The 17,524-nt window shown below is 62.4% G+C and carries 13 protein-coding genes; 8 read left to right on the top strand and 5 right to left on the bottom strand.

All coding sequences use genetic code 11. The annotated features are described in order from the left end of the window. Positions 1-91: 91 nt before the first annotated feature. From K7431_RS09520 to K7431_RS09510, 3 genes are all read right to left on the bottom strand, one after another. On the bottom strand, positions 92-991 hold the full coding sequence (locus K7431_RS09520; protein ID WP_012725008.1) for a hydroxymethylglutaryl-CoA lyase: 900 nt from the start codon (positions 989-991) through the stop codon (positions 92-94). A gap of 16 nt (positions 992-1,007) precedes the next feature. Continuing rightward, on the bottom strand, positions 1,008-1,400 hold the full coding sequence (locus tag K7431_RS09515; protein WP_012725007.1) for a MerR family transcriptional regulator: 393 nt from the start codon (positions 1,398-1,400) through the stop codon (positions 1,008-1,010). A gap of 208 nt (positions 1,401-1,608) precedes the next feature. Next, entirely contained in the window at positions 1,609-2,544 is a 936-nt protein-coding gene (locus tag K7431_RS09510) for a LysR family transcriptional regulator (RefSeq protein ID WP_012725006.1), read from the bottom strand. Between the two features lie 151 nt (positions 2,545-2,695). Here K7431_RS09510 and K7431_RS09505 point away from each other — a divergent pair, with 151 nt between their 5' ends. Next, a complete protein-coding gene (locus K7431_RS09505) occupies positions 2,696-3,925 on the top strand; it encodes an acyl-CoA dehydrogenase (RefSeq protein ID WP_012725005.1) in 1,230 nt (409 codons plus the stop codon). Positions 3,926-4,045: 120 nt separating this feature from the next. On the opposite strand, the gene K7431_RS09500 is transcribed toward K7431_RS09505, so the two are convergent. After that, positions 4,046-5,377: a substrate-binding domain-containing protein gene (locus K7431_RS09500; RefSeq protein WP_012725004.1), complete on the bottom strand. Its 1,332-nt coding sequence runs from the start codon at positions 5,375-5,377 to the stop codon at positions 4,046-4,048. A 138-nt stretch (positions 5,378-5,515) separates the two neighbouring features. Further along, a complete protein-coding gene (gene xthA / locus K7431_RS09495) occupies positions 5,516-6,328 on the bottom strand; it encodes an exodeoxyribonuclease III (protein WP_012725003.1) in 813 nt (270 codons plus the stop codon). 168 nt (positions 6,329-6,496) lie between these two features. Between xthA and K7431_RS09490 the strand changes: the two genes are divergently transcribed. The 7 genes from K7431_RS09490 to K7431_RS09460 all read left to right on the top strand — a co-directional run bounded on the left by K7431_RS09490 (position 6,497) and on the right by K7431_RS09460 (position 17,422). Next, positions 6,497-7,147, top strand: coding sequence for a GNAT family N-acetyltransferase (locus K7431_RS09490; protein ID WP_012725002.1), 651 nt, complete (start codon positions 6,497-6,499; stop codon positions 7,145-7,147). 64 nt (positions 7,148-7,211) lie between these two features. Further along, positions 7,212-8,939 carry an autotransporter assembly complex protein TamA gene (locus K7431_RS09485; protein WP_012725001.1) on the top strand — a complete coding sequence of 576 codons (1,728 nt, stop codon included), beginning with the start codon at positions 7,212-7,214 and terminating at the stop codon, positions 8,937-8,939. Beyond that, entirely contained in the window at positions 8,939-12,610 is a 3,672-nt protein-coding gene (locus K7431_RS09480; protein ID WP_080567201.1) for a translocation/assembly module TamB domain-containing protein, read from the top strand. The genes K7431_RS09485 and K7431_RS09480 overlap by 1 nt, the downstream gene beginning before the upstream one ends. Before the next feature lie 143 nt (positions 12,611-12,753). Then, on the top strand, positions 12,754-13,227 hold the full coding sequence (locus K7431_RS09475) for a MarR family winged helix-turn-helix transcriptional regulator (protein ID WP_012724999.1): 474 nt from the start codon (positions 12,754-12,756) through the stop codon (positions 13,225-13,227). After that, a complete protein-coding gene (locus tag K7431_RS09470) occupies positions 13,224-14,675 on the top strand; it encodes an efflux transporter outer membrane subunit (RefSeq protein ID WP_012724998.1) in 1,452 nt (483 codons plus the stop codon). The genes K7431_RS09475 and K7431_RS09470 overlap by 4 nt, the downstream gene beginning before the upstream one ends. Before the next feature lie 15 nt (positions 14,676-14,690). Then, complete coding sequence (locus K7431_RS09465) at positions 14,691-15,893, top strand: HlyD family secretion protein (protein ID WP_012724997.1); 1,203 nt, start codon at positions 14,691-14,693, stop codon at positions 15,891-15,893. Beyond that, complete coding sequence (locus K7431_RS09460) at positions 15,893-17,422, top strand: DHA2 family efflux MFS transporter permease subunit (RefSeq protein ID WP_012724996.1); 1,530 nt, start codon at positions 15,893-15,895, stop codon at positions 17,420-17,422. Before K7431_RS09465 ends, K7431_RS09460 begins: the two co-directional genes overlap by 1 nt. Positions 17,423-17,524 lie beyond the last annotated feature (102 nt).

The following is a 17,524-nucleotide window of genomic DNA, read 5'->3' as shown; positions in this document are numbered from 1 at the left end:
TGGGAAATGTCCTGCGGCAAATACGACAAAATATGTTCCCGTGTTACTCGATGTGTAGACGTGCGGTAACACATTGTCACGGCTACGCTACTCAACCGGTGTTACGCGCCTTGGCCACGCGTGACCCGGTGGGTCGGCCCAACACGTTGCTGATTTGCTGGCCCGCGCCAATCAATGCCTGCAGGTCGATTCCGGTCTCGATGCCCAGGCCGTTGAGCAGGTACAGCACATCTTCGGTGGCGACGTTACCGCTGGCGCCCTTGGCGTAGGGGCAGCCGCCGAGGCCCGCGATAGAGCTGTCGAACACCGCGATGCCCTCCAGCAGGCTGGCGTAGATATTCGCGATAGCCTGGCCATACGTATCGTGGAAGTGCCCCGCCAGCTTGTCTCGTGGCACCTGCGCGCCGACCACCTCGAACAGCCGCCGCGTGGCGCCCGCCGTGCCGGTGCCGATGGTGTCGCCCAGGGACACTTCATAGCAGCCCATGGCATACAACTCCCGCGCGACCGCCGCCACTTGCGCCGGCGCAATCTCGCCTTCATACGGGCAGCCCAGCACGCACGACACATAACCACGCACGCTGATTCCGTGCTGCCTGGCCGCCGCCATGATCGGCGCAAAGCGTTCCAGGCTTTCGCTGATGGAACAGTTGATATTGCGCTGGGAAAACGCCTCGGACGCCGCCGCAAACACCGCCACTTCCTTCACGCCGGCTGCCAATGCGTCCTCGAAACCGCGCAGGTTCGGCGCCAGGGCACCGTAGGTCACGCCGGGCCTGCGCTGGATCTGCGCGAATACCTCGGCCGAGCCGGCCATCTGCGGCACCCACTTGGGCGAGACGAAACTGCCGACTTCGATATAGCTCAAGCCGGCAGCGCTGAGTGCGTCCACCAACCGGACTTTGTCCGCCACGCTGATAGGTTGGGCTTCGTTCTGCAGGCCGTCGCGCGGGCCGACTTCCACCAGGCGTACGTGTGAGGGGAGGGACATGGCAGTTACCTTCTGATCAATGGCCGGCCTGGCGCAGGGTGGTGGCCAGGGCTTGGGTGCAGCGCTCTTCGGCGGTGTCCAGTTCCAGCTTCATCTGTTCGATATCCAGCAGTTGCTGTTCCAACTGCTCACGGCGCTCGGCGATTTTTGCCAGCATGCTGTTGAGTTGCACATGGTTGCCGCTGGCGGGGTCGTAGAGTTCGATCAGCTCGCGGCATTCCGCCAGGGAAAAGCCGATGCGTTTGCCGCGCAGGATCAGCTTGAGGCTGACCTTGTCGCGGGCCGAGTAGATACGCTCCTGGCCCCGGCGTTCCGGGGCCAGCAGCCCTTGTTCTTCATAGAAGCGAATGGCGCGCGTGGTGATGTCGAGCTCGCGGGCGAGGTCGGAGATGCTGTAGGTCGTGCTCATGGTAGTGCCCGAGAAGATGTCTTGGGCGCTAAGCTAATGGCTGCTTGACGTTAACGTCAAGGGTCGCGCTCTTGTAGTGAGTGGGCTTGCCCCGCGCTGGGCGGCGAAGCCGCCCCAAACCAGGCGACCTGGGTTTATCTGGGACTCGGTGGTGTCTTTTCTAGGGCGGCTTCGCCACCCAGCGCGGGGCAAGCCCGCTCACTACAAGTTAGGGTTGTTTGCCGTCCAGTTTCTTTTCGTGCGCCGTGACCTGCTGACACAACTCAATCATCTGCTCGCGCATCCAGCGGTTGGCCGGGTCCTGGTCGGTGCTTTCGTGCCAGTACAGGTGGGTTTCCACCGGCGGCACATCGTTGACCGGCAGGTTGAACCAGTGCAGTTCGTGGCGGCGGGCGAAGCGTTCGGGCACGGTCATGACCATGTCGGTCTGCTGCAACACTTGTGAAGCCATCAGGTAATGCTGGGAGCGCAGGGCGATCTTGCGCTGGATGCCCATCTTGCCCAAGGCCAGGTCGACGTGGCCCAAGCCGTTGCGGCGGCTGGAGATATGGATATGGGTCAGCGACAGGTAGTCATCCAGGGTCAGCTTGTCCTTGCCGGCCATGGGATGGCCCTTGCGCATGGCGCACACGTAGCGGTCTTCCATCAGCTTGACGTGGCGCACCTGCGGATCGGTGTTCAACGGCGCATCCACGGCGAAGTCCAGGCGCCCGGCGGCGAGTTCCTTGGTGGTCTCGCGGCGTTTGGACAGGAAACTCTCGATCACCACGGTGGGCGCCAAGCGGCGCAGGCGCTGAAACAGCAGCGGCAGGATCACCGCCTCGGTGAGGTCGGTCATGCTGATGCGGTAGGTCTTGGCCGCCTGCTGTGGGTTGAAAATGCGGCTTTCCTGTACCGACACCCGCAGCAACGACAACGCATTGCGCACCGGGCCGATGATGTTCTGCGCCATCGGCGTGGGCACCATGCCTTGGGCGGTACGCACGAACAGCGGATCGTTGAAGGTCTCACGCAGACGGGCTAGCGCGTTGGACACCGCCGGCTGGGTGATGCCGACAATCTGCCCGGCGCGGGTCAGGTTGGCTTCGGTGTAGATCGCGTCAAAGACGATAAACAGGTTGAGGTCGACCTTGCTCAGATTCATTGCGTAGCGCTCTTATTGTTAGGTGGCCATACGTCGATCATATATCGGTGATGAATGTTAATACACGCCGAGAATAGGCTAGGTAAATTATCAACGCTGTTCTAGCATCGATTGCATGACCTAAACAACCTCTCAGAGAAGGGAGCTGCTCATGGATTTCGCCTATTCGCCCAAGGTTCAGGAACTGCGTGAACGCGTCACTGCGTTCATGGATGCTTACGTTTACCCGGCCGAGCCGGTGTTCGAGCGCCAAGTCAGCGAAGGCGACCGCTGGCAGCCCACCGCAATCATGGAAGAGCTGAAAGCCAAGGCCAAAGCTGAAGGCCTGTGGAACCTGTTCCTGCCGGAATCCGAATTGGGCGCCGGGCTGACCAACCTTGAATATGCGCCACTCGCCGAAATCATGGGCCGCTCCCTGCTGGGCCCGGAGCCGTTCAACTGCTCCGCCCCCGACACCGGCAACATGGAAGTGCTGGTGCGCTACGCCAACGAAGAGCAGAGACAACGCTGGCTGGAACCGCTGCTGCGCGGCGAGATCCGCTCGGCGTTCGCCATGACCGAGCCGGACGTGGCGTCCTCGGACGCAACCAACATGGCCGCCCGCGCCGAACGCCAGGGCGACGAATGGGTGATCAACGGCAAAAAATGGTGGACCTCCGGCGCCTGCGACCCGCGCTGCAAGATCCTGATCTTCATGGGCCTGAGCAACCCCGATGCACCGCGCCACCAGCAGCATTCGATGATCCTGGTGCCAGTGGACACGCCTGGCGTGAAAATCGTGCGCCCCCTGCCGGTGTTCGGCTACGACGATGCCCCCCACGGCCACGCCGAAGTGCTGTTCGACAACGTACGCGTGCCTTATGAGAACGTTCTGCTCGGCGAAGGCCGCGGCTTTGAAATCGCCCAAGGCCGTCTGGGCCCTGGCCGTATCCACCACTGCATGCGCTCCATCGGCATGGCCGAGCGCGCATTGGAATTGATGTGCAAGCGTTCCGTCAGCCGTACCGCGTTTGGCAAACCGCTGGCCCGCCTGGGCGGCAATATCGACAAGATCGCCGACTCACGGATGGAGATCGACATGGCGCGCCTGCTGACCCTGAAGGCGGCGTACATGATGGACACCGTGGGTAACAAAGTGGCGAAAAGTGAAATCGCCCAGATCAAGGTGGTGGCGCCGAACGTAGCGTTGAAGGTGATCGACCGCGCGATCCAGATCCATGGCGGAGCCGGGGTTTCCAACGACTTCCCGCTGGCCTACATGTATGCCATGCAACGCACCCTGCGCTTGGCCGATGGCCCGGACGAAGTGCATCGGGCGGCGATCGGCAAGTTCGAGATTGGCAAGTACGTGCCTAAAGAGCTGATGCGCAGCGGGCAGTAACGCGCGTCGCCTGCATCGGGGGCAAGCCCCCTCCCACACTTGGATGTGTTCACAGATCAAAATGTGGGAGGGGGCTTGCCCCCGATGAGGCCGGATCAGGCAATGAAGATCCATCAGTCCTCAGTAAACCCACACCTCCACCCGCCGATTCTTGATCCGGCCCTCATCCGCCGTATTCGCCGCCACCGGCATCTGCGCGCCAAACCCGCGAATCTCCCTCAGTACCACACCGCTCTTGACCAGCTCCCGGCGCACCGCCATCGCCCTGAGCTTGGACAGTAACGCGGCGCGCTGCGGGTCATTCTTCGCGTCACCAAACCCCACCAGCGTCACCTGCTTATCCAGCTTGTCGTGGCTTTTTATATAAGCCACCACCCGCTGCAAATCCTGGCGTGCTTTGTTGTCGAGGCTGGCGCTGCCTTCTTCGAAACGAAAATTCACCGTCAGGCGCTGTGCCTCGCGGGCGATGGTTTGATAGCCCTCGGGCATCGAGGCGCGCGGTTCGACGTCCATCGCCTGCACCTGTTGGGCGATAAACCCGCTCGCCGCGACAATCGCCTGGCCCTTGCTGCTCTGGGTAAAGTCCACTAGCGCCTTGGCCCACGGGTTGTGCCCCGACGGCGGCAGGTAAAAGAACAGCCGACGGGACAACGGGTAATCCTCGGTGGCGATCAGGCTATTGAGCGGCAACATCGGTTGTGAGTCGCCGTCCACAATTGCCACTGCCTTGGCCTGGCGCACGTAGGGCAAGCCGATAAAGCCGATGCCCTGCGGATCCTGGCTGACCGCATCGGACAACTGCTCACTGGACTCGAAACGCTTGGCGGAAGGCACGAGCGGTTTGCCGCGCAGGCGCAGTACCAGGTCCTTGAACGTGTCGTAGGTGCCGGACTGATCATCGCGCGCGTACACATGAATCGGCCCGCCGACGCCGCCCACGGTCTCCCAGGTACTGATCTCACCATTGAAGAGCTGCGCCAGTTGCTCGGTATTCAGGGTGTTCAACGGGTTTTGCGGGTGGAGGATGATGGCCAAGCCGTCGATGGCGATCACCTGTTCGGCTTCAGGGCTTTTCAGGTCGCCGAGGGGTTCGAGATCGACCAGTTCACTGTCCTTGATCGGACGGGAGGAGGCCGCCAGGTTGGCAGAGAGTTTTTTAAGCGCAGTGAAACCGGTGCTGGAACCGTGGGCGGCGACCTCAATGGTCACGGTCTTGCCCTGACGCGTCTTGCCGATCACGCGCTGTTCATTGGCACCTTCGGCCGGTTCAGTGTGCACTGCCTGCAGGCCCTGATGCTCCATCAAGCCCTTGACCAGCGCCGGGCCCAACGCAGCGCCAATGGTATTGGAACCCTGGATGCGCAGTGCAGGGCCTTGGTCGGGAACGGGAAGGGGAGCGCAAACAGCGAAGACGGGAAACAGGGTCAGCAGGAACAGAACGCGCAGCCTCATGCCGGCACCTTCTCAAGCCAAAGGGAGTGCCGCGAGAATAAGTCAGGCAGGTTGCATAAATATGACTGGCGCGCCGCAAGGCTAAATGTGTGAGGGGGCAAGCCCCCTGGCACATTTTGACCGAGTACGGTCCTTAGATCAGCTCAGTTCCAGCCAGATCGGCGCATGGTCCGACGGCTTTTCCAACCCGCGCAGGTCGTAGTCCACCCCGGCGTCCTTGACCCGCGGCAGCAGGCCATTGGACGCCATGATCACGTCAATCCGCAGGCCGCGCTTGGGCTCATCTTCGAACCCACGGCTACGGTAGTCGAACCAGCTGAAGCGGTCCACCACGTCCGGGTTCAAGTGGCGGAAGCTGTCCACCAGGCCCCAGTTTTTCAGGCGCGCCATCCATTCGCGTTCTTCCGGCAGGAAGCTGCACTTGCCGGTTTTCAGCCAACGCTTGGCGTTGTCGGCGCCGATGCCGATGTCGCAGTCTTCCGGGGAAATGTTCACGTCGCCCATCACCACCAGCGCCTGGTCATTGCTGAACTGGCTTTCCAGCAACTGTTGCAGGTCTTCGTAAAAGCGCTGCTTGGCCGGGAATTTGGTGGGGTGGTCGCGGCTTTCGCCTTGTGGGAAATAGCCGTTCATGATGGTCACTGGCTGGCCATGTTCGTCGGCGAAAGTGCCCCAGATAAACCGGCGCTGGGCGTCTTCTTCGTCACTGGCAAAGCCTTTGTGCAGGCTTAGCGCCGGCTGGCGCGAGAGCAGGGCCACACCGTAGTGGCCTTTCTGCCCGTGGTAGTACACGTGATAGCCCAGGGCTTGTACTTCGGCGAGGGGGAATTGGTCATCGTGGACCTTGGTTTCCTGCAGGCCGATCACGTCGGGCTGGTGCTTTTCAATCAGCGCCGCCAGCTGATGAGGGCGGGCGCGCAGCCCGTTGATATTGAAGGAGACGATTTTCATGGTCGGCAGTCCAGTCTGGCAAAAGGGCGATGCTAGCGGACAAGTCGGACGGGGGCCAGCATGGCGGTAGGGCAGATGCGCTGCTAATGTCTGGGAACGACTCGTGCTGCGTGGGTTCGTACCCATAAGAACGTCGCCTCCTGAGCGGCGCCCAGGGAGATTGACTGTATGCCGGACACTTCGATTGCCATTGCTGAAATTCGCCTGCTCAACAGCGGCTATTCCCGCGAGGCCCGTTCCCTGCTGTATCAGGCCTATCGTCATGAGCCGACCTTTGCCTATATCTTCGAAGCCGAGCGTCCGGGCTACGAGCAGCGCGTACGGGCCACCGTGCGCGAGTTGGTCAAACAGCATTTCTTTCAGAAACTGCCGGCGATTGGCCTGTTCGTCAACGACCGGCTGATCGGCATCGCCCTGATCGCGCCACCGCAACGGCGCCTGGGCATCACCGAGAGCTGGGCCTGGCAATTGCGCATGTGGTTGAGCACGGGTGTGCGCGGTACCCGGCGTTATCTCGACTACCACCACGCCGTGCTGGCGTGCCTGCCCAATGAGTCGGTGCACGTGTTACCGCTGCTGGGGATCCACCCGCAATTCCAGGGCAAACATTATGGCGAGCAGTTGCTGGAGGCCGTGCACAACTGGTGCGCCGAAGACCCGCATTCGTCCGGTGTGGTGCTCGACACGGGCAATTCACGCTACCTGGATTTCTATAAGCGTCAGGGCTATGAGGAAATTGGTGAGGTCGCTGTAGGACCGATCCTGGAGCACGTTTTTTTCCATCCCAACCCCCAGGCCTTACAGGCCGTAACGGTTTAGCACAGAATTTTTCAGAATTGTCTGAGTTCTAAGTTTCTCCCCAGCTCGTGTAGCATCCGCGCCTATGAAGTTTCCAGGAAGATTTACCAGCGGCTTGGTTCTGCTGTTCACAAGCTGCGGCGCCTTGGCGCAGAGCGAATTGGACGTGCGGATCAAGCCCTCAAACGACGCGTTGAAAGCCAACATCGAAGGCTATATCGGCGGGGTGGGCGATCGTGATGAAGAGGCCTTGCTGCGGTTCAGCCGCGGCGCCGAGGAGCAGGCGCGCAAGGCCGCCCAGGCGCTGGGTTTCTATCAGCCACAGATCGAAAGCGATGTGAAGGGCGGCAAGAATCCGCGCCTGATCCTCACCATCGACCCCGGCGAGCCGGTGCATCTGCGTAACGTGACCATTCGGGTCGACGGCCCTGCCGCCGACCTCAAGGCCTTTCGCGTGCCCGTCAGCGACGACCTCACCTCCGGCGCCGTGCTCAACCACGGCCATTACGAAGACGCCAAGCGTCTGATCCAGAACCAGGCGTCGCGCTACGGCTTTTTCAGCGGGCGCTTCACCCAACAGCAACTCGCGGTGGACCCGAAGGCGGGTGTCGCCGATATCGAACTCGTTTACGACAGCGGCCCGCGCTACACCCTGGGCAAGGTCAGCTTCGCCGGCGATACGCCGTTTGACGAAGAGCTGCTGCAACGCATGGTGCCGTTCAAAAGTGGCACGCCCTACGATTCCGAACTGATCGCCGAACTCAACCAGAACCTGCAAGCCAGCGGTTTTTTCGAAGGCGTGCGCGTGGACGCGGCCCCGGCCGCCTCGGCCAACGACATCATCCCGGTCGCCGTGCGCCTGGAGACCCGCAAGCCGCGCACCATGGGCCTGGGCCTGGGGTTCTCCACTGACGTCGGCCCACGCGGCAAAGCCAACTGGACCCGGCACTGGGTCAACCCCCAGGGTCATAGCTATGGCTGGGAAGCCGAGCTGTCGGCGCCACGCCAGAACGTCGGCCTGTGGTATGACATCCCGCTCGACCCTCCGCTCACCGACAAGCTGCGTTTCGCCGGTGGCTATCAGAATGAAGAAATCGCCAACACCGACACCCTGAGTAAATTGCTCACCCTCGGCCCCGAGTGGCACAGCAAATTGCCCAGCGGTTGGACCCGAGTGATCTCGCTCAAGTACCAGCGCGAAGAGTATCGCCTGGGTAATGACTCCGGCCTGAGCAACCTGGTGATGCCGGGGATCAGCTATTCCTACCTGCGCAGTGACAACCGCATCGACCCGCACCACGGCTATCGCCTGCAATTCGATAGCAAGGTGGCGAAAGAGGGCTTGGGCTCCGACACCAACCTGCTCTACGGCACGGCCATGGTCAAAGGCCTGACCACCTTGTGGGACAACCATCGCTTCCTGGCGCGTGCCCAGGTAGGCGGCAGTGCCACCAATGGCTACAAGTCGGTGCCGCCGTCGCTGCGCTTCTTTGCCGGTGGCGACCAGAGCGTGCGCGGCTACGAGTACCAGACGCTGTCACCCGAGAACGACCGTGGCGACCGCATCGGTGGCCGCTACATGGTGGCCCTGAGCGCCGAGTACCAGTATTCCATCGCCGAGAAATGGCGGGTCGCGACCTTTATCGACCAGGGCAACTCTTTCAATTCCCTGGAAATGCCCAGCCTCAAGACCGGCGTGGGCGTGGGTATCCGCTGGGTTTCGCCGGTCGGCCCGATCCGCCTTGACCTGGCCCATGCCCTCGAAGATCCGGGCGGCGTTCGATTGCACTTTTCCATGGGGCCTGAGCTGTGATGCGTGGTGTGAAAATAGCAGGGTTGGCCGTGATGGCCCTCCTTGGGGGGCTGTTGCTGGCACTGTGGGCGGTACTTGGCACTCAGGCGGGCAGCCGCTGGGCGTTGGGGCGTGTACCGGGGTTGAGCGTAGAGCATTTCCAGGGGCATCTGGGCGGCCAATGGAGCGCCGACCATGTGTTGTGGCAGCAGGACAGCAGTCGCGTCGAACTCCAGGCCCCCCAATGGGATTGGTCGCCGGCGTGCCTATTGCGCATGACCTTGTGTATCGACCGCTTGGACGTGGAACAGGTCAGCCTGCAATTCCCGCCAAGCACCGAGGAAAGCAGCGGGCCGATCGCACTGCCTGAGTTGAAACTGCCGCTGGCCATCCAGCTGGGCGACGTTCGCGTCGGTAGCCTGCTGTTTAACGGCAGCGAAGAACTCAAAGGCTTGCAACTGGCGGCGCATTGGACCGCCGCCGGCCTGCAGATCGACTCGGTGCATGTGCAGCGCGATGGCCTGGTGCTGGACCTCGCCGGCCTGCTGCAACCCATTGGCGACTGGCCGTTGAGCGCCAGCGGTAACCTGAGCCTGCCCTACGCGCCGGGCGGCGCACCGTGGCAGGTCGCTCTCAACGTCGACGGCGACCTGCTCAAGACCCTCAAGCTCAATGCTGACAGCAGCGGCTACCTGCCGGCCAAGCTCACCGGCGAGCTGCAACCGCTGGTGGAAAACCTCCCGGCCCAATTGCACCTCACTGCCGACGGCTTCAAGCCCAGCGCCGATCTGCCCGACACCTTGCAACTCAATCAACTCGACCTCACCGCCAAAGGCGACTTGAACAGCGGCTACCAATTACTGGGCAAGGCCGTGCTGCCGGCGGAAAAGGGCCCGGTGGACTTGCTGCTGCAGGGCAAGGTCGACGCCAAAGGCGCGCAGATTGCCGGCCTGGACCTGAATGCCGGTGACAAGCAAAGCCTTAAGCTGACCGCCCAACTCGATTGGCAGCAAGGCTTCAGCGCCGAGGCCAAGATCGATTGGCTGGATTTCCCCTGGCATCGCCTCTATCCGGTGATCGACGAGCCGCAAGTCGCGCTGCGTACGTTCAATGGTGAGATCTCCTACAAGGACGGCAACTACCTGGGCAACCTCAAGGCCGACCTCGATGGCCCGGCGGGCAAGTTCAATGTGGTCACGCCGTTCAGTGGCGACCTTAAACAAATTTTCCTGCCTGAACTGAAACTCACCGCTGGCCAAGGCAGGGCTGAAGGCCACCTGAACCTGCAATTCGCCGACGGCATTGCCTGGGACACGGCCCTCGACCTGTCGGCGCTGAACCCGGCTTACTGGGTGGCTGAATTGCCCGGCACCCTGGCCGGGCCGTTGCGCAGTAAAGGCGAGTTCAAGAACGAGCACCTCAAGCTGAATGCCGACCTCGACCTCAAGGGCCGCCTGCGCGGTCAAACCGCGGTGCTGGCGGCCAAGGCCGACGGGGCGGGCGAACAGTGGACGTTGGCTAACCTGGATATCCGCCTCGGCGACAACCGCATCAACGGCAGTGGCAGCCTGCAACAACGCTTGGCCGGGCAGATTGATATCAAGCTGGCGCGCCTGGCCCAGTTGTGGCCGCAACTGCGCGGGCAGGTCAACGGCCGACTTGACGTGGCCGGCAGTCTCAAGGCGCCCCAAGGCAAACTGGGCCTCAAGGGCCAGCAACTGGCGTTTGCCGACAATCGCCTGCAAAGCCTCACCCTCGATGCCAGCCTGGACAATGCCCAGCGCGCCAAGATCGACCTCAAGGGCAACGGCATCCAGTCCGGCGACACCCAGGTTGGTACCCTGACCGCCAGCGCCCAAGGCGATATCCAGCAGCAGAAGGTCCAGCTGGACTTGGTCGGCCCGCTGGTCAAGCTGGCCCTGGCCTTGGATGGCACTCTCGATAAAGGCAACTGGCGCGGGCGCTTGGCCAGCGGTGATGTACAAGCCGGCGGGCAGGACTGGAAGCTGCAGGCGCCGGCGAAGATCGAGCGCCTGGCCGATGGCAAGCTCACTTTTGCCGCGCACTGCTGGGTGTCCGGGCCCGCCAGCCTGTGCGGCGAAGACCAGCGCCTGATGCCGGAACCGAAACTGCGCTACCACCTCAAGCAATTCCCCATCGACAGCCTGGCGGCGTTCTTGCCCAAGGATTTTGCCTGGCAGGGCAAGCTCAACGCCGACCTGCAACTGGACCTGCCGGACAGCGGCCCTAAAGGCCTGGTCTCGGTGGACGCCAGTGGTGGCATCCTGCGCGTCAAGGACAAGGACCAGTGGCTGGATTTCCCTTACGACACCCTGAAGCTGGAAACCACCCTTAACCCTAAACGCATCGACACGCAGCTGAACTTCCGTGGCGGCAAGCTCGGTGAGTTGATGCTGCAGGCGCAGATCAACCCGTTGCCGAAGAACAAACCGATCATCGGCAACTTCAGCCTCGTCGGGCTGGACTTGGCGGTGGCGCGGCCGTTTGTACCGATGGTGGAAACCCTCAGCGGCAAGCTCAATGGCAATGGTCGTATTTCCGGTGGCTTGCTGGCACCGCAGGTCAACGGCAACGTGAACCTGGTGGGTGGCGAGATTGCCGGGCCGGAACTGCCCATCAGCCTCGAAGGCTTGAATGTGCAAGCGCTGATCGCGGGCGAAAGCGTGCAGCTCAACGGTGGCTGGCGCAGCGGCAAGGCGGGGCAGGGCAGCCTCAAGGGCCAGATCGACTGGGGCCAGGCGCTGGTCGTGGACCTCAGCCTGCAAGGCTCGCAACTGCCGGTCACGGTTGAACCGTACGCCGTGCTGGAGGTGGCGCCCGACCTGAAAATCAGCCTGAAGAACGACAAGCTGGCGGTGGCCGGTAAAGTGCACATCCCGCGTGGCGATATCACCGTGCGTGAGCTGCCGCCGTCCACCGTCAAAGTCTCGGATGACACGGTGATCATCGGCAGCCAGACCGAGGAGGGCAAGCCGCCGATGGCGATGGCCATGGATATCGACGTGGTGGTGGGCGAAGACAAGCTCAACTTCTCGGGCTTCGGCCTCACTGCCAAGGTGCAGGGCCAGGTGCATATCGGCGACAACCTCGACACCCGTGGCGAGCTGTGGCTCAACGATGGCCGCTACCGTGCCTACGGGCAGCGGCTGGATGTGCGACGAGCGCGCTTGTTGTTCGCCGGGCCCCTGGACCAGCCGTACCTGGACATCGAAGCGATCCGCAAGACCGATGATGTGGTCGCCGGTATCCGCCTGAGCGGCAGTGCCGAGCAGCCCACCACGCAAATCTTCTCGGAACCGGCCATGAGCCAGGAACAGGCGCTGTCGTATCTGGTGCTGGGGCGTCCGTTGAGCAGCACCGGCGAAGATAACAATATGCTCGCGCAAGCCGCATTGGGCCTGGGGTTGATGGGCAGCGCCGGGGTCACCTCGGACCTTGCAAACAAGTTGGGTATCCAGGACTTCGACCTCGACACCCAGGGCAGCGGTAACAACACCGCCGTGGTGGCCAGCGGCAAGATCACCGAGAAACTCAGCCTGCGTTACGGCGTGGGCGTGTTCGAGCCCGCCAGCACGATTGCCTTGCGCTACCTGTTGAGCAAGAAGGTGTATCTGGAAGTGGCAAGCGGCGTGGCCAGCTCCCTGGATATCTTCTACAAGCGCGATTTCTAACGCTTACGCGATTAAACATGTGGGAGGGGGCAAGCCCCCTCCCACATTAGCAAGCAAGCTAATTATTCCATTTGACATTTGCTGCCTAAGCAGTAACATCTCGTCACACATTCACTGCCTAGGCAGTAATAAGGTGACTTCCGATGAAACACTTCACCCCGGATAACTTCCACAACTGCCACCTCGGCCTCTTGCTCGGGCGTGCCGCAATCCTCAAAGACCGGATCATCGACACCCACATGGAACCCCACGGCATCACCGCCGCGCAGTTCAAGGTGTTGATCATCATGGCTCAGTTCGGCGTCGACACCCCGGCGGAGCTGTGCCGCAACCTGTCTTTGGACAGCGGTTCAATGACCCGCATGCTCGACCGCCTGGAGCAGAAGGGGCTGCTGGACCGCAAACGTTCAGCGCTGGATCGACGCCAAGTGCAGCTTGTACTCACCCCGGAGGGCCAGCGTCTGGCAGACATGCTGCCGTTCATCGGCGCCGATGCATTGAACCAGCTGGCCGGCGCACTGGAGCCGGGTGAGTTGGAAACCCTGGAAAAGATCCTAAAGAAAATTCTGATAGCTGCGGGTGATCCCATCACTATCCAGCGGGTAGGTAACCAATGAACACACGTGCCCTTTGCCTGGCGCTGGTGGCCATGAGCATGGCCGGTTGCGCCAACTACAGCGGCCTCGACACCCAAGGCAAACGCCTCGACGCGAGCACCCTGCAAAGCGGAAAAACCCTGAGCGGTGCGACCTTGTCGAGCGCCGCCTGGCCCAGCGCCGACTGGTGGAAAAGCCTCGGCGACCCACAACTCGACGGCCTGATCCAGGAAGCCCTGCAAAACAGCCCCGACATGCAAGTGGCCAGCGCCCGTGCCCACCAGGCCGAAGCCGCCGCCTACGCCGCCAACGCCGAGCGCATGCCGACCCTGGATGCCAGCGCCGGCGTGAGCCGTTCGCGCCTGGCCAAAGACCAGGACCCACGCGGCGAAGGCGATGCCTATTCGACCGTGCGCAACATCGGCGCCAGCTTCAATTACAACTTCGACCTCTGGGGCGGCCAGCGCGCTGCCTGGGAAGCCGCGTTGGGCGAGGCGCGTGCCGCCCAAGTCGACCAGCAGGCGGCGCGCCTGACGCTGGCCGCCAATGTGGCCAAGGCTTACAGCGACTTGGGCCAGGCCCATATCGTGCGGGACCTGGCCAATGACGACCTCAAGCGCACCCGGCAGATGCTCGACCTGGGCAAGCGCCGCCTGAACTCGGGCATCGACAGCCAGTACCAGTACCAGCAGACCGAAAGCCTCGAAGCCAGCGCCCAGTCGCAGCTGATCGACGCGGAAAAACAACTGCAGAGCGCCAAGATTGCGTTGGCGGTGTTGCTCGGCAAAGGCCCGGACCGTGGCAGTGAACTGGCCCGGCCCGCCGTGCTGAAACCCAGCGCCGTTGCCGTGCCATCGGTGCTGCCGGCCGAGCTGTTGGGCCGTCGCCCGGACCTGATCGCCGCGCGCTGGCGCGTCGAGGCGGCGGGCAAGAACATCGATGCGAGCAAGACCCGCTTCTACCCCAACCTCAACCTGAGCGCGAGCGCTGGGGCCGAGTCGTTGCTGGGCGATGCGATGTTCGGTTCAGCCAGCCGCTTCTTCAATATTGCACCGACGGTCTCGCTGCCGATCTTCGACGGCGGCCGCCTGCGCGCCGACCTCGATGCCCGCGACGCCGACTACGACCTGGCGGTGGCGCAGTACAACAAGACCCTGGTGCAAGCCCTGGGCGATATCGGTAACACCCTTTCGCAACTGCGCGACACCGGCCGGCAGATCCAGGCCCAGCGACACGCCGCGGACATTGCCCAGCAGTCCTACGACACCGGCGTGCAGCGCTACAGCTCCGGGATCGGTAACTACCTGGATGTACTCAGCATCGAACAGCAATTGCTGCAGGCCCAGCGCCAGTTGGCAACGCTGAATGCTGCGCAGATCGATCTGTCGATTCAATTGATGCAGGCCCTGGGCGGCGGCTACAGCGCCGACAACGTGGCTGCGACCACCCCAGCCACCCGCACGGAATAATTTGAGGTATTTGTCATGGCCACTGCCGAAAACACCCCTGCAAGCGAACAACCCAAGCAAGACAACAACCCCCGCAAACGCAAAGTGATGCTGATCGGCCTGACGCTGATCGTCATCCTCGCCGTGGTCGGCGTGTGGGGCTGGTATGAGCTCTACGGCCGCTTCAGCGAAAGCACCGACGACGCCTACGTGAACGGCAACGTGGTGGAAATCACCCCGCTGGTCACCGGCACCGTGGTCAGCATCGGCGCCGACGACGGCGACCTGGTCCACGAAGGCCAGGTGCTGATCAACTTCGACCCGAACGACGCCGCCGTCGGCCTGCAAAGCGCCCAGGCCAACTTGGCCCGCACCGTGCGCCAGGTGCGCGGTTTGTACAGCAACGTCGATGGCATGAAGGCCCAGGTCAATGCGCAGAAAGCCGATGTGCAAACGGCCCAGGACAACTTCAACCGCCGTAAAACCCTGGCCCAGGGCGGGGCGATTTCCCAGGAAGAACTGTCCCACGCCCGTGACAGCCTGACCGCCGCCAAGAACGCGTTGACCAACCTTGAACAGCAACTGAAAACCAGCAACGCGTTGGTGGACGACACGGTGATCAGCTCCCATCCGGATGTGCAGGCCGCCGCCGCGCAATTGCGCCAAGCCTACCTGGCCAATGCGCGCAGCACCCTGATCGCACCGGTCACCGGCTACGTCGCCAAGCGCACCGTGCAACTGGGCCAGCGCGTTCAGCCCGGCACAGCGTTGATGGCAGTGATCCCGCTGAACCAGCTGTGGATCGACGCCAACTTCAAGGAAACCCAACTGCGCGATATGCGCATTGGCCAACCGGTGGACATTGAGTCGGACATCTACGGCAGCGACGTGAAGTACAGCGGCACCGTGGACAGTTTGGGCGCCGGTACCGGCAGCGCATTTGCCCTGTTGCCGGCGCAGAACGCCACCGGTAACTGGATCAAGATCGTGCAACGGGTGCCGGTGCGCATCCATATCAACGCCGAGGAGCTGGCCAAGCACCCACTGCGCGTGGGCTTGAGCACCGTGGTCAATGTGGACCTGCACGACCAAAGCGGCCCGGTGCTGGCGCAACAGGCGCCGCAAAAGGCCTCGTTCACCACCAACGTGTATGACCGCCAATTGGCCGAAGCTGACGCCATGATCACCCAGTTGATCCATGACAACAGCCTCGCCGCTCCCAAGGCTGCGCAACGCTGATGAGCAATAACGCCTCCTTCACGCCACCCAGCCTGTTGATGGCCACTATTGGCCTGTCGCTGGCGACCTTTATGCAGGTGCTCGACACCACCATCGCCAACGTGGCGTTGCCGACCATTTCCGGCAACCTCGGCGTGAGTTCGGAGCAGGGCACCTGGGTGATCACCTCGTTTGCGGTGAGCAACGCCATCGCGTTGCCACTCACCGGTTGGCTGAGCCGCCGGTTTGGCGAGGTGAAGCTGTTTTTGTGGGCGACCATGCTGTTTGTGCTGGCGTCGTTCCTCTGTGGCATTTCCACGTCGATGCCTGAACTGATCGCCTTTCGGGTCGTGCAAGGCCTGGTGGCCGGGCCGCTGTACCCGATGACGCAGACGCTGCTGATTGCGGTCTACCCGCCGGCGAGGCGGGGAATGGCCCTGGCGCTGCTGGCGATGGTCACGGTGGTGGCGCCGATTGCGGGGCCGATCCTCGGCGGTTGGATCACCGACAGCTACAGCTGGCCGTGGATCTTCTTTATCAACGTGCCGATCGGCATCTTTGCGGTGATGGTGGTGCGTTCGCAACTGAAGAAACGCCCGGTGGAGACCAGCTACCAACCCATGGACTACGTGGGACTGCTGAGCCTGATCGTGGGGGTTGGCGCCTTGCAGATCATCCTCGACAAGGGCAATGACCTGGATTGGTTTGAATCCAACTTCATCATCATTGGCGCCGCGATTTCGGTGATTGCCCTGGCGGTGTTCATTATCTGGGAGATGACCGACAAGCACCCGGTGGTGAATCTGCGGCTGTTCGCCTACCGCAACTTCCGCATCGGCACCATCGTGTTGATCCTGGGTTACGCAGGCTTCTTCGGCATCAACCTGATCCTGCCGCAATGGCTGCAGACCCAGATGGGCTACACGGCCACGTGGGCGGGCCTGGCGGTGGCGCCGATCGGCATCCTGCCGGTGCTGATGTCGCCGTTCGTGGGCAAGTACGCGCACAAGTTCGACCTGCGCCTGTTGGCAGGCCTGGCGTTCCTGGCGATTGGCTTGAGCTGCTTTATGCGTGCGGGCTTCACCAATGAGGTGGACTTCACGCACATCGCGATGGTGCAGCTGTTCATGGGGATCGGCGTGGCGCTGTTCTTTATGCCGACCTTGAGCATCTTGATGTCCGACCTGCCGCCGCACCAGATTGCCGACGGCGCAGGTCTGGCGACGTTCCTGCGGACCCTGGGCGGTAGCTTTGCCGCTTCGCTGACCACCTGGATCTGGATCCGCCGCGCGGACCAGCACCATGCGTACATGAGCGAGAACATGACCACCTACGACTCCGCGACCCGCGATGCCTTGCAGGCGCTCGGCGGGGCAGGGCAGAAGGCCTACACGCAGCTGGACCAGATCCTCACCAGCCAGGCGTACATGATGTCCACCGTGGATTACTTCACGTTGCTGGGGTGGATGTTCATGGCGTTGATGTTGCTGGTGTGGTTGGCCAAGCCGCCGTTTGGCGCCAAGGCCGGGCCGGAAGCCTCAGGTCACTGATTCCGAAAACGTACAACATCCAAATGTGGGAGGGGGCTTGCCCCCGATGGCATTCTGTCAGTTGAGTATGAGCTGACTGACACACTGCTATCGGGGGCAAGC

The organism is Pseudomonas fluorescens group sp. (genome assembly GCF_020093335.1).
In the GTDB taxonomy this organism is placed as follows: Bacteria; Pseudomonadota; Gammaproteobacteria; order Pseudomonadales; family Pseudomonadaceae; genus Aquipseudomonas; species Aquipseudomonas petroselini.
The sequence above is the reverse complement of the archived record's forward strand: the minus strand, read 5'-3'. Positions and strand labels throughout refer to the sequence as shown.

Bases quoted from the DNA above. Each gene is read 5' to 3' on its own strand.
- K7431_RS09520 (WP_012725008.1), bottom strand. From the start codon at position 991: ATGTCCCTCCCCTCACACGTACGCCTGGTGGAAGTCGGCCCGCGCGAC.
- K7431_RS09480 (WP_080567201.1), top strand. From the start codon at position 8,939: ATGCGTGGTGTGAAAATAGCAGGGTTGGCCGTGATGGCCCTCCTTGGG.
- K7431_RS09470 (WP_012724998.1), top strand. From the start codon at position 13,224: ATGAACACACGTGCCCTTTGCCTGGCGCTGGTGGCCATGAGCATGGCC.
- K7431_RS09510 (WP_012725006.1), bottom strand. From the start codon at position 2,544: ATGAATCTGAGCAAGGTCGACCTCAACCTGTTTATCGTCTTTGACGCG.
- K7431_RS09515 (WP_012725007.1), bottom strand. From the start codon at position 1,400: ATGAGCACGACCTACAGCATCTCCGACCTCGCCCGCGAGCTCGACATC.
- K7431_RS09485 (WP_012725001.1), top strand. From the start codon at position 7,212: ATGAAGTTTCCAGGAAGATTTACCAGCGGCTTGGTTCTGCTGTTCACA.
- K7431_RS09465 (WP_012724997.1), top strand. From the start codon at position 14,691: ATGGCCACTGCCGAAAACACCCCTGCAAGCGAACAACCCAAGCAAGAC.
- K7431_RS09500 (WP_012725004.1), bottom strand. From the start codon at position 5,377: ATGAGGCTGCGCGTTCTGTTCCTGCTGACCCTGTTTCCCGTCTTCGCT.
- K7431_RS09505 (WP_012725005.1), top strand. From the start codon at position 2,696: ATGGATTTCGCCTATTCGCCCAAGGTTCAGGAACTGCGTGAACGCGTC.
- K7431_RS09490 (WP_012725002.1), top strand. From the start codon at position 6,497: ATGCCGGACACTTCGATTGCCATTGCTGAAATTCGCCTGCTCAACAGC.
- K7431_RS09460 (WP_012724996.1), top strand. From the start codon at position 15,893: ATGAGCAATAACGCCTCCTTCACGCCACCCAGCCTGTTGATGGCCACT.
- K7431_RS09475 (WP_012724999.1), top strand. From the start codon at position 12,754: ATGAAACACTTCACCCCGGATAACTTCCACAACTGCCACCTCGGCCTC.
- xthA (WP_012725003.1), bottom strand. From the start codon at position 6,328: ATGAAAATCGTCTCCTTCAATATCAACGGGCTGCGCGCCCGCCCTCAT.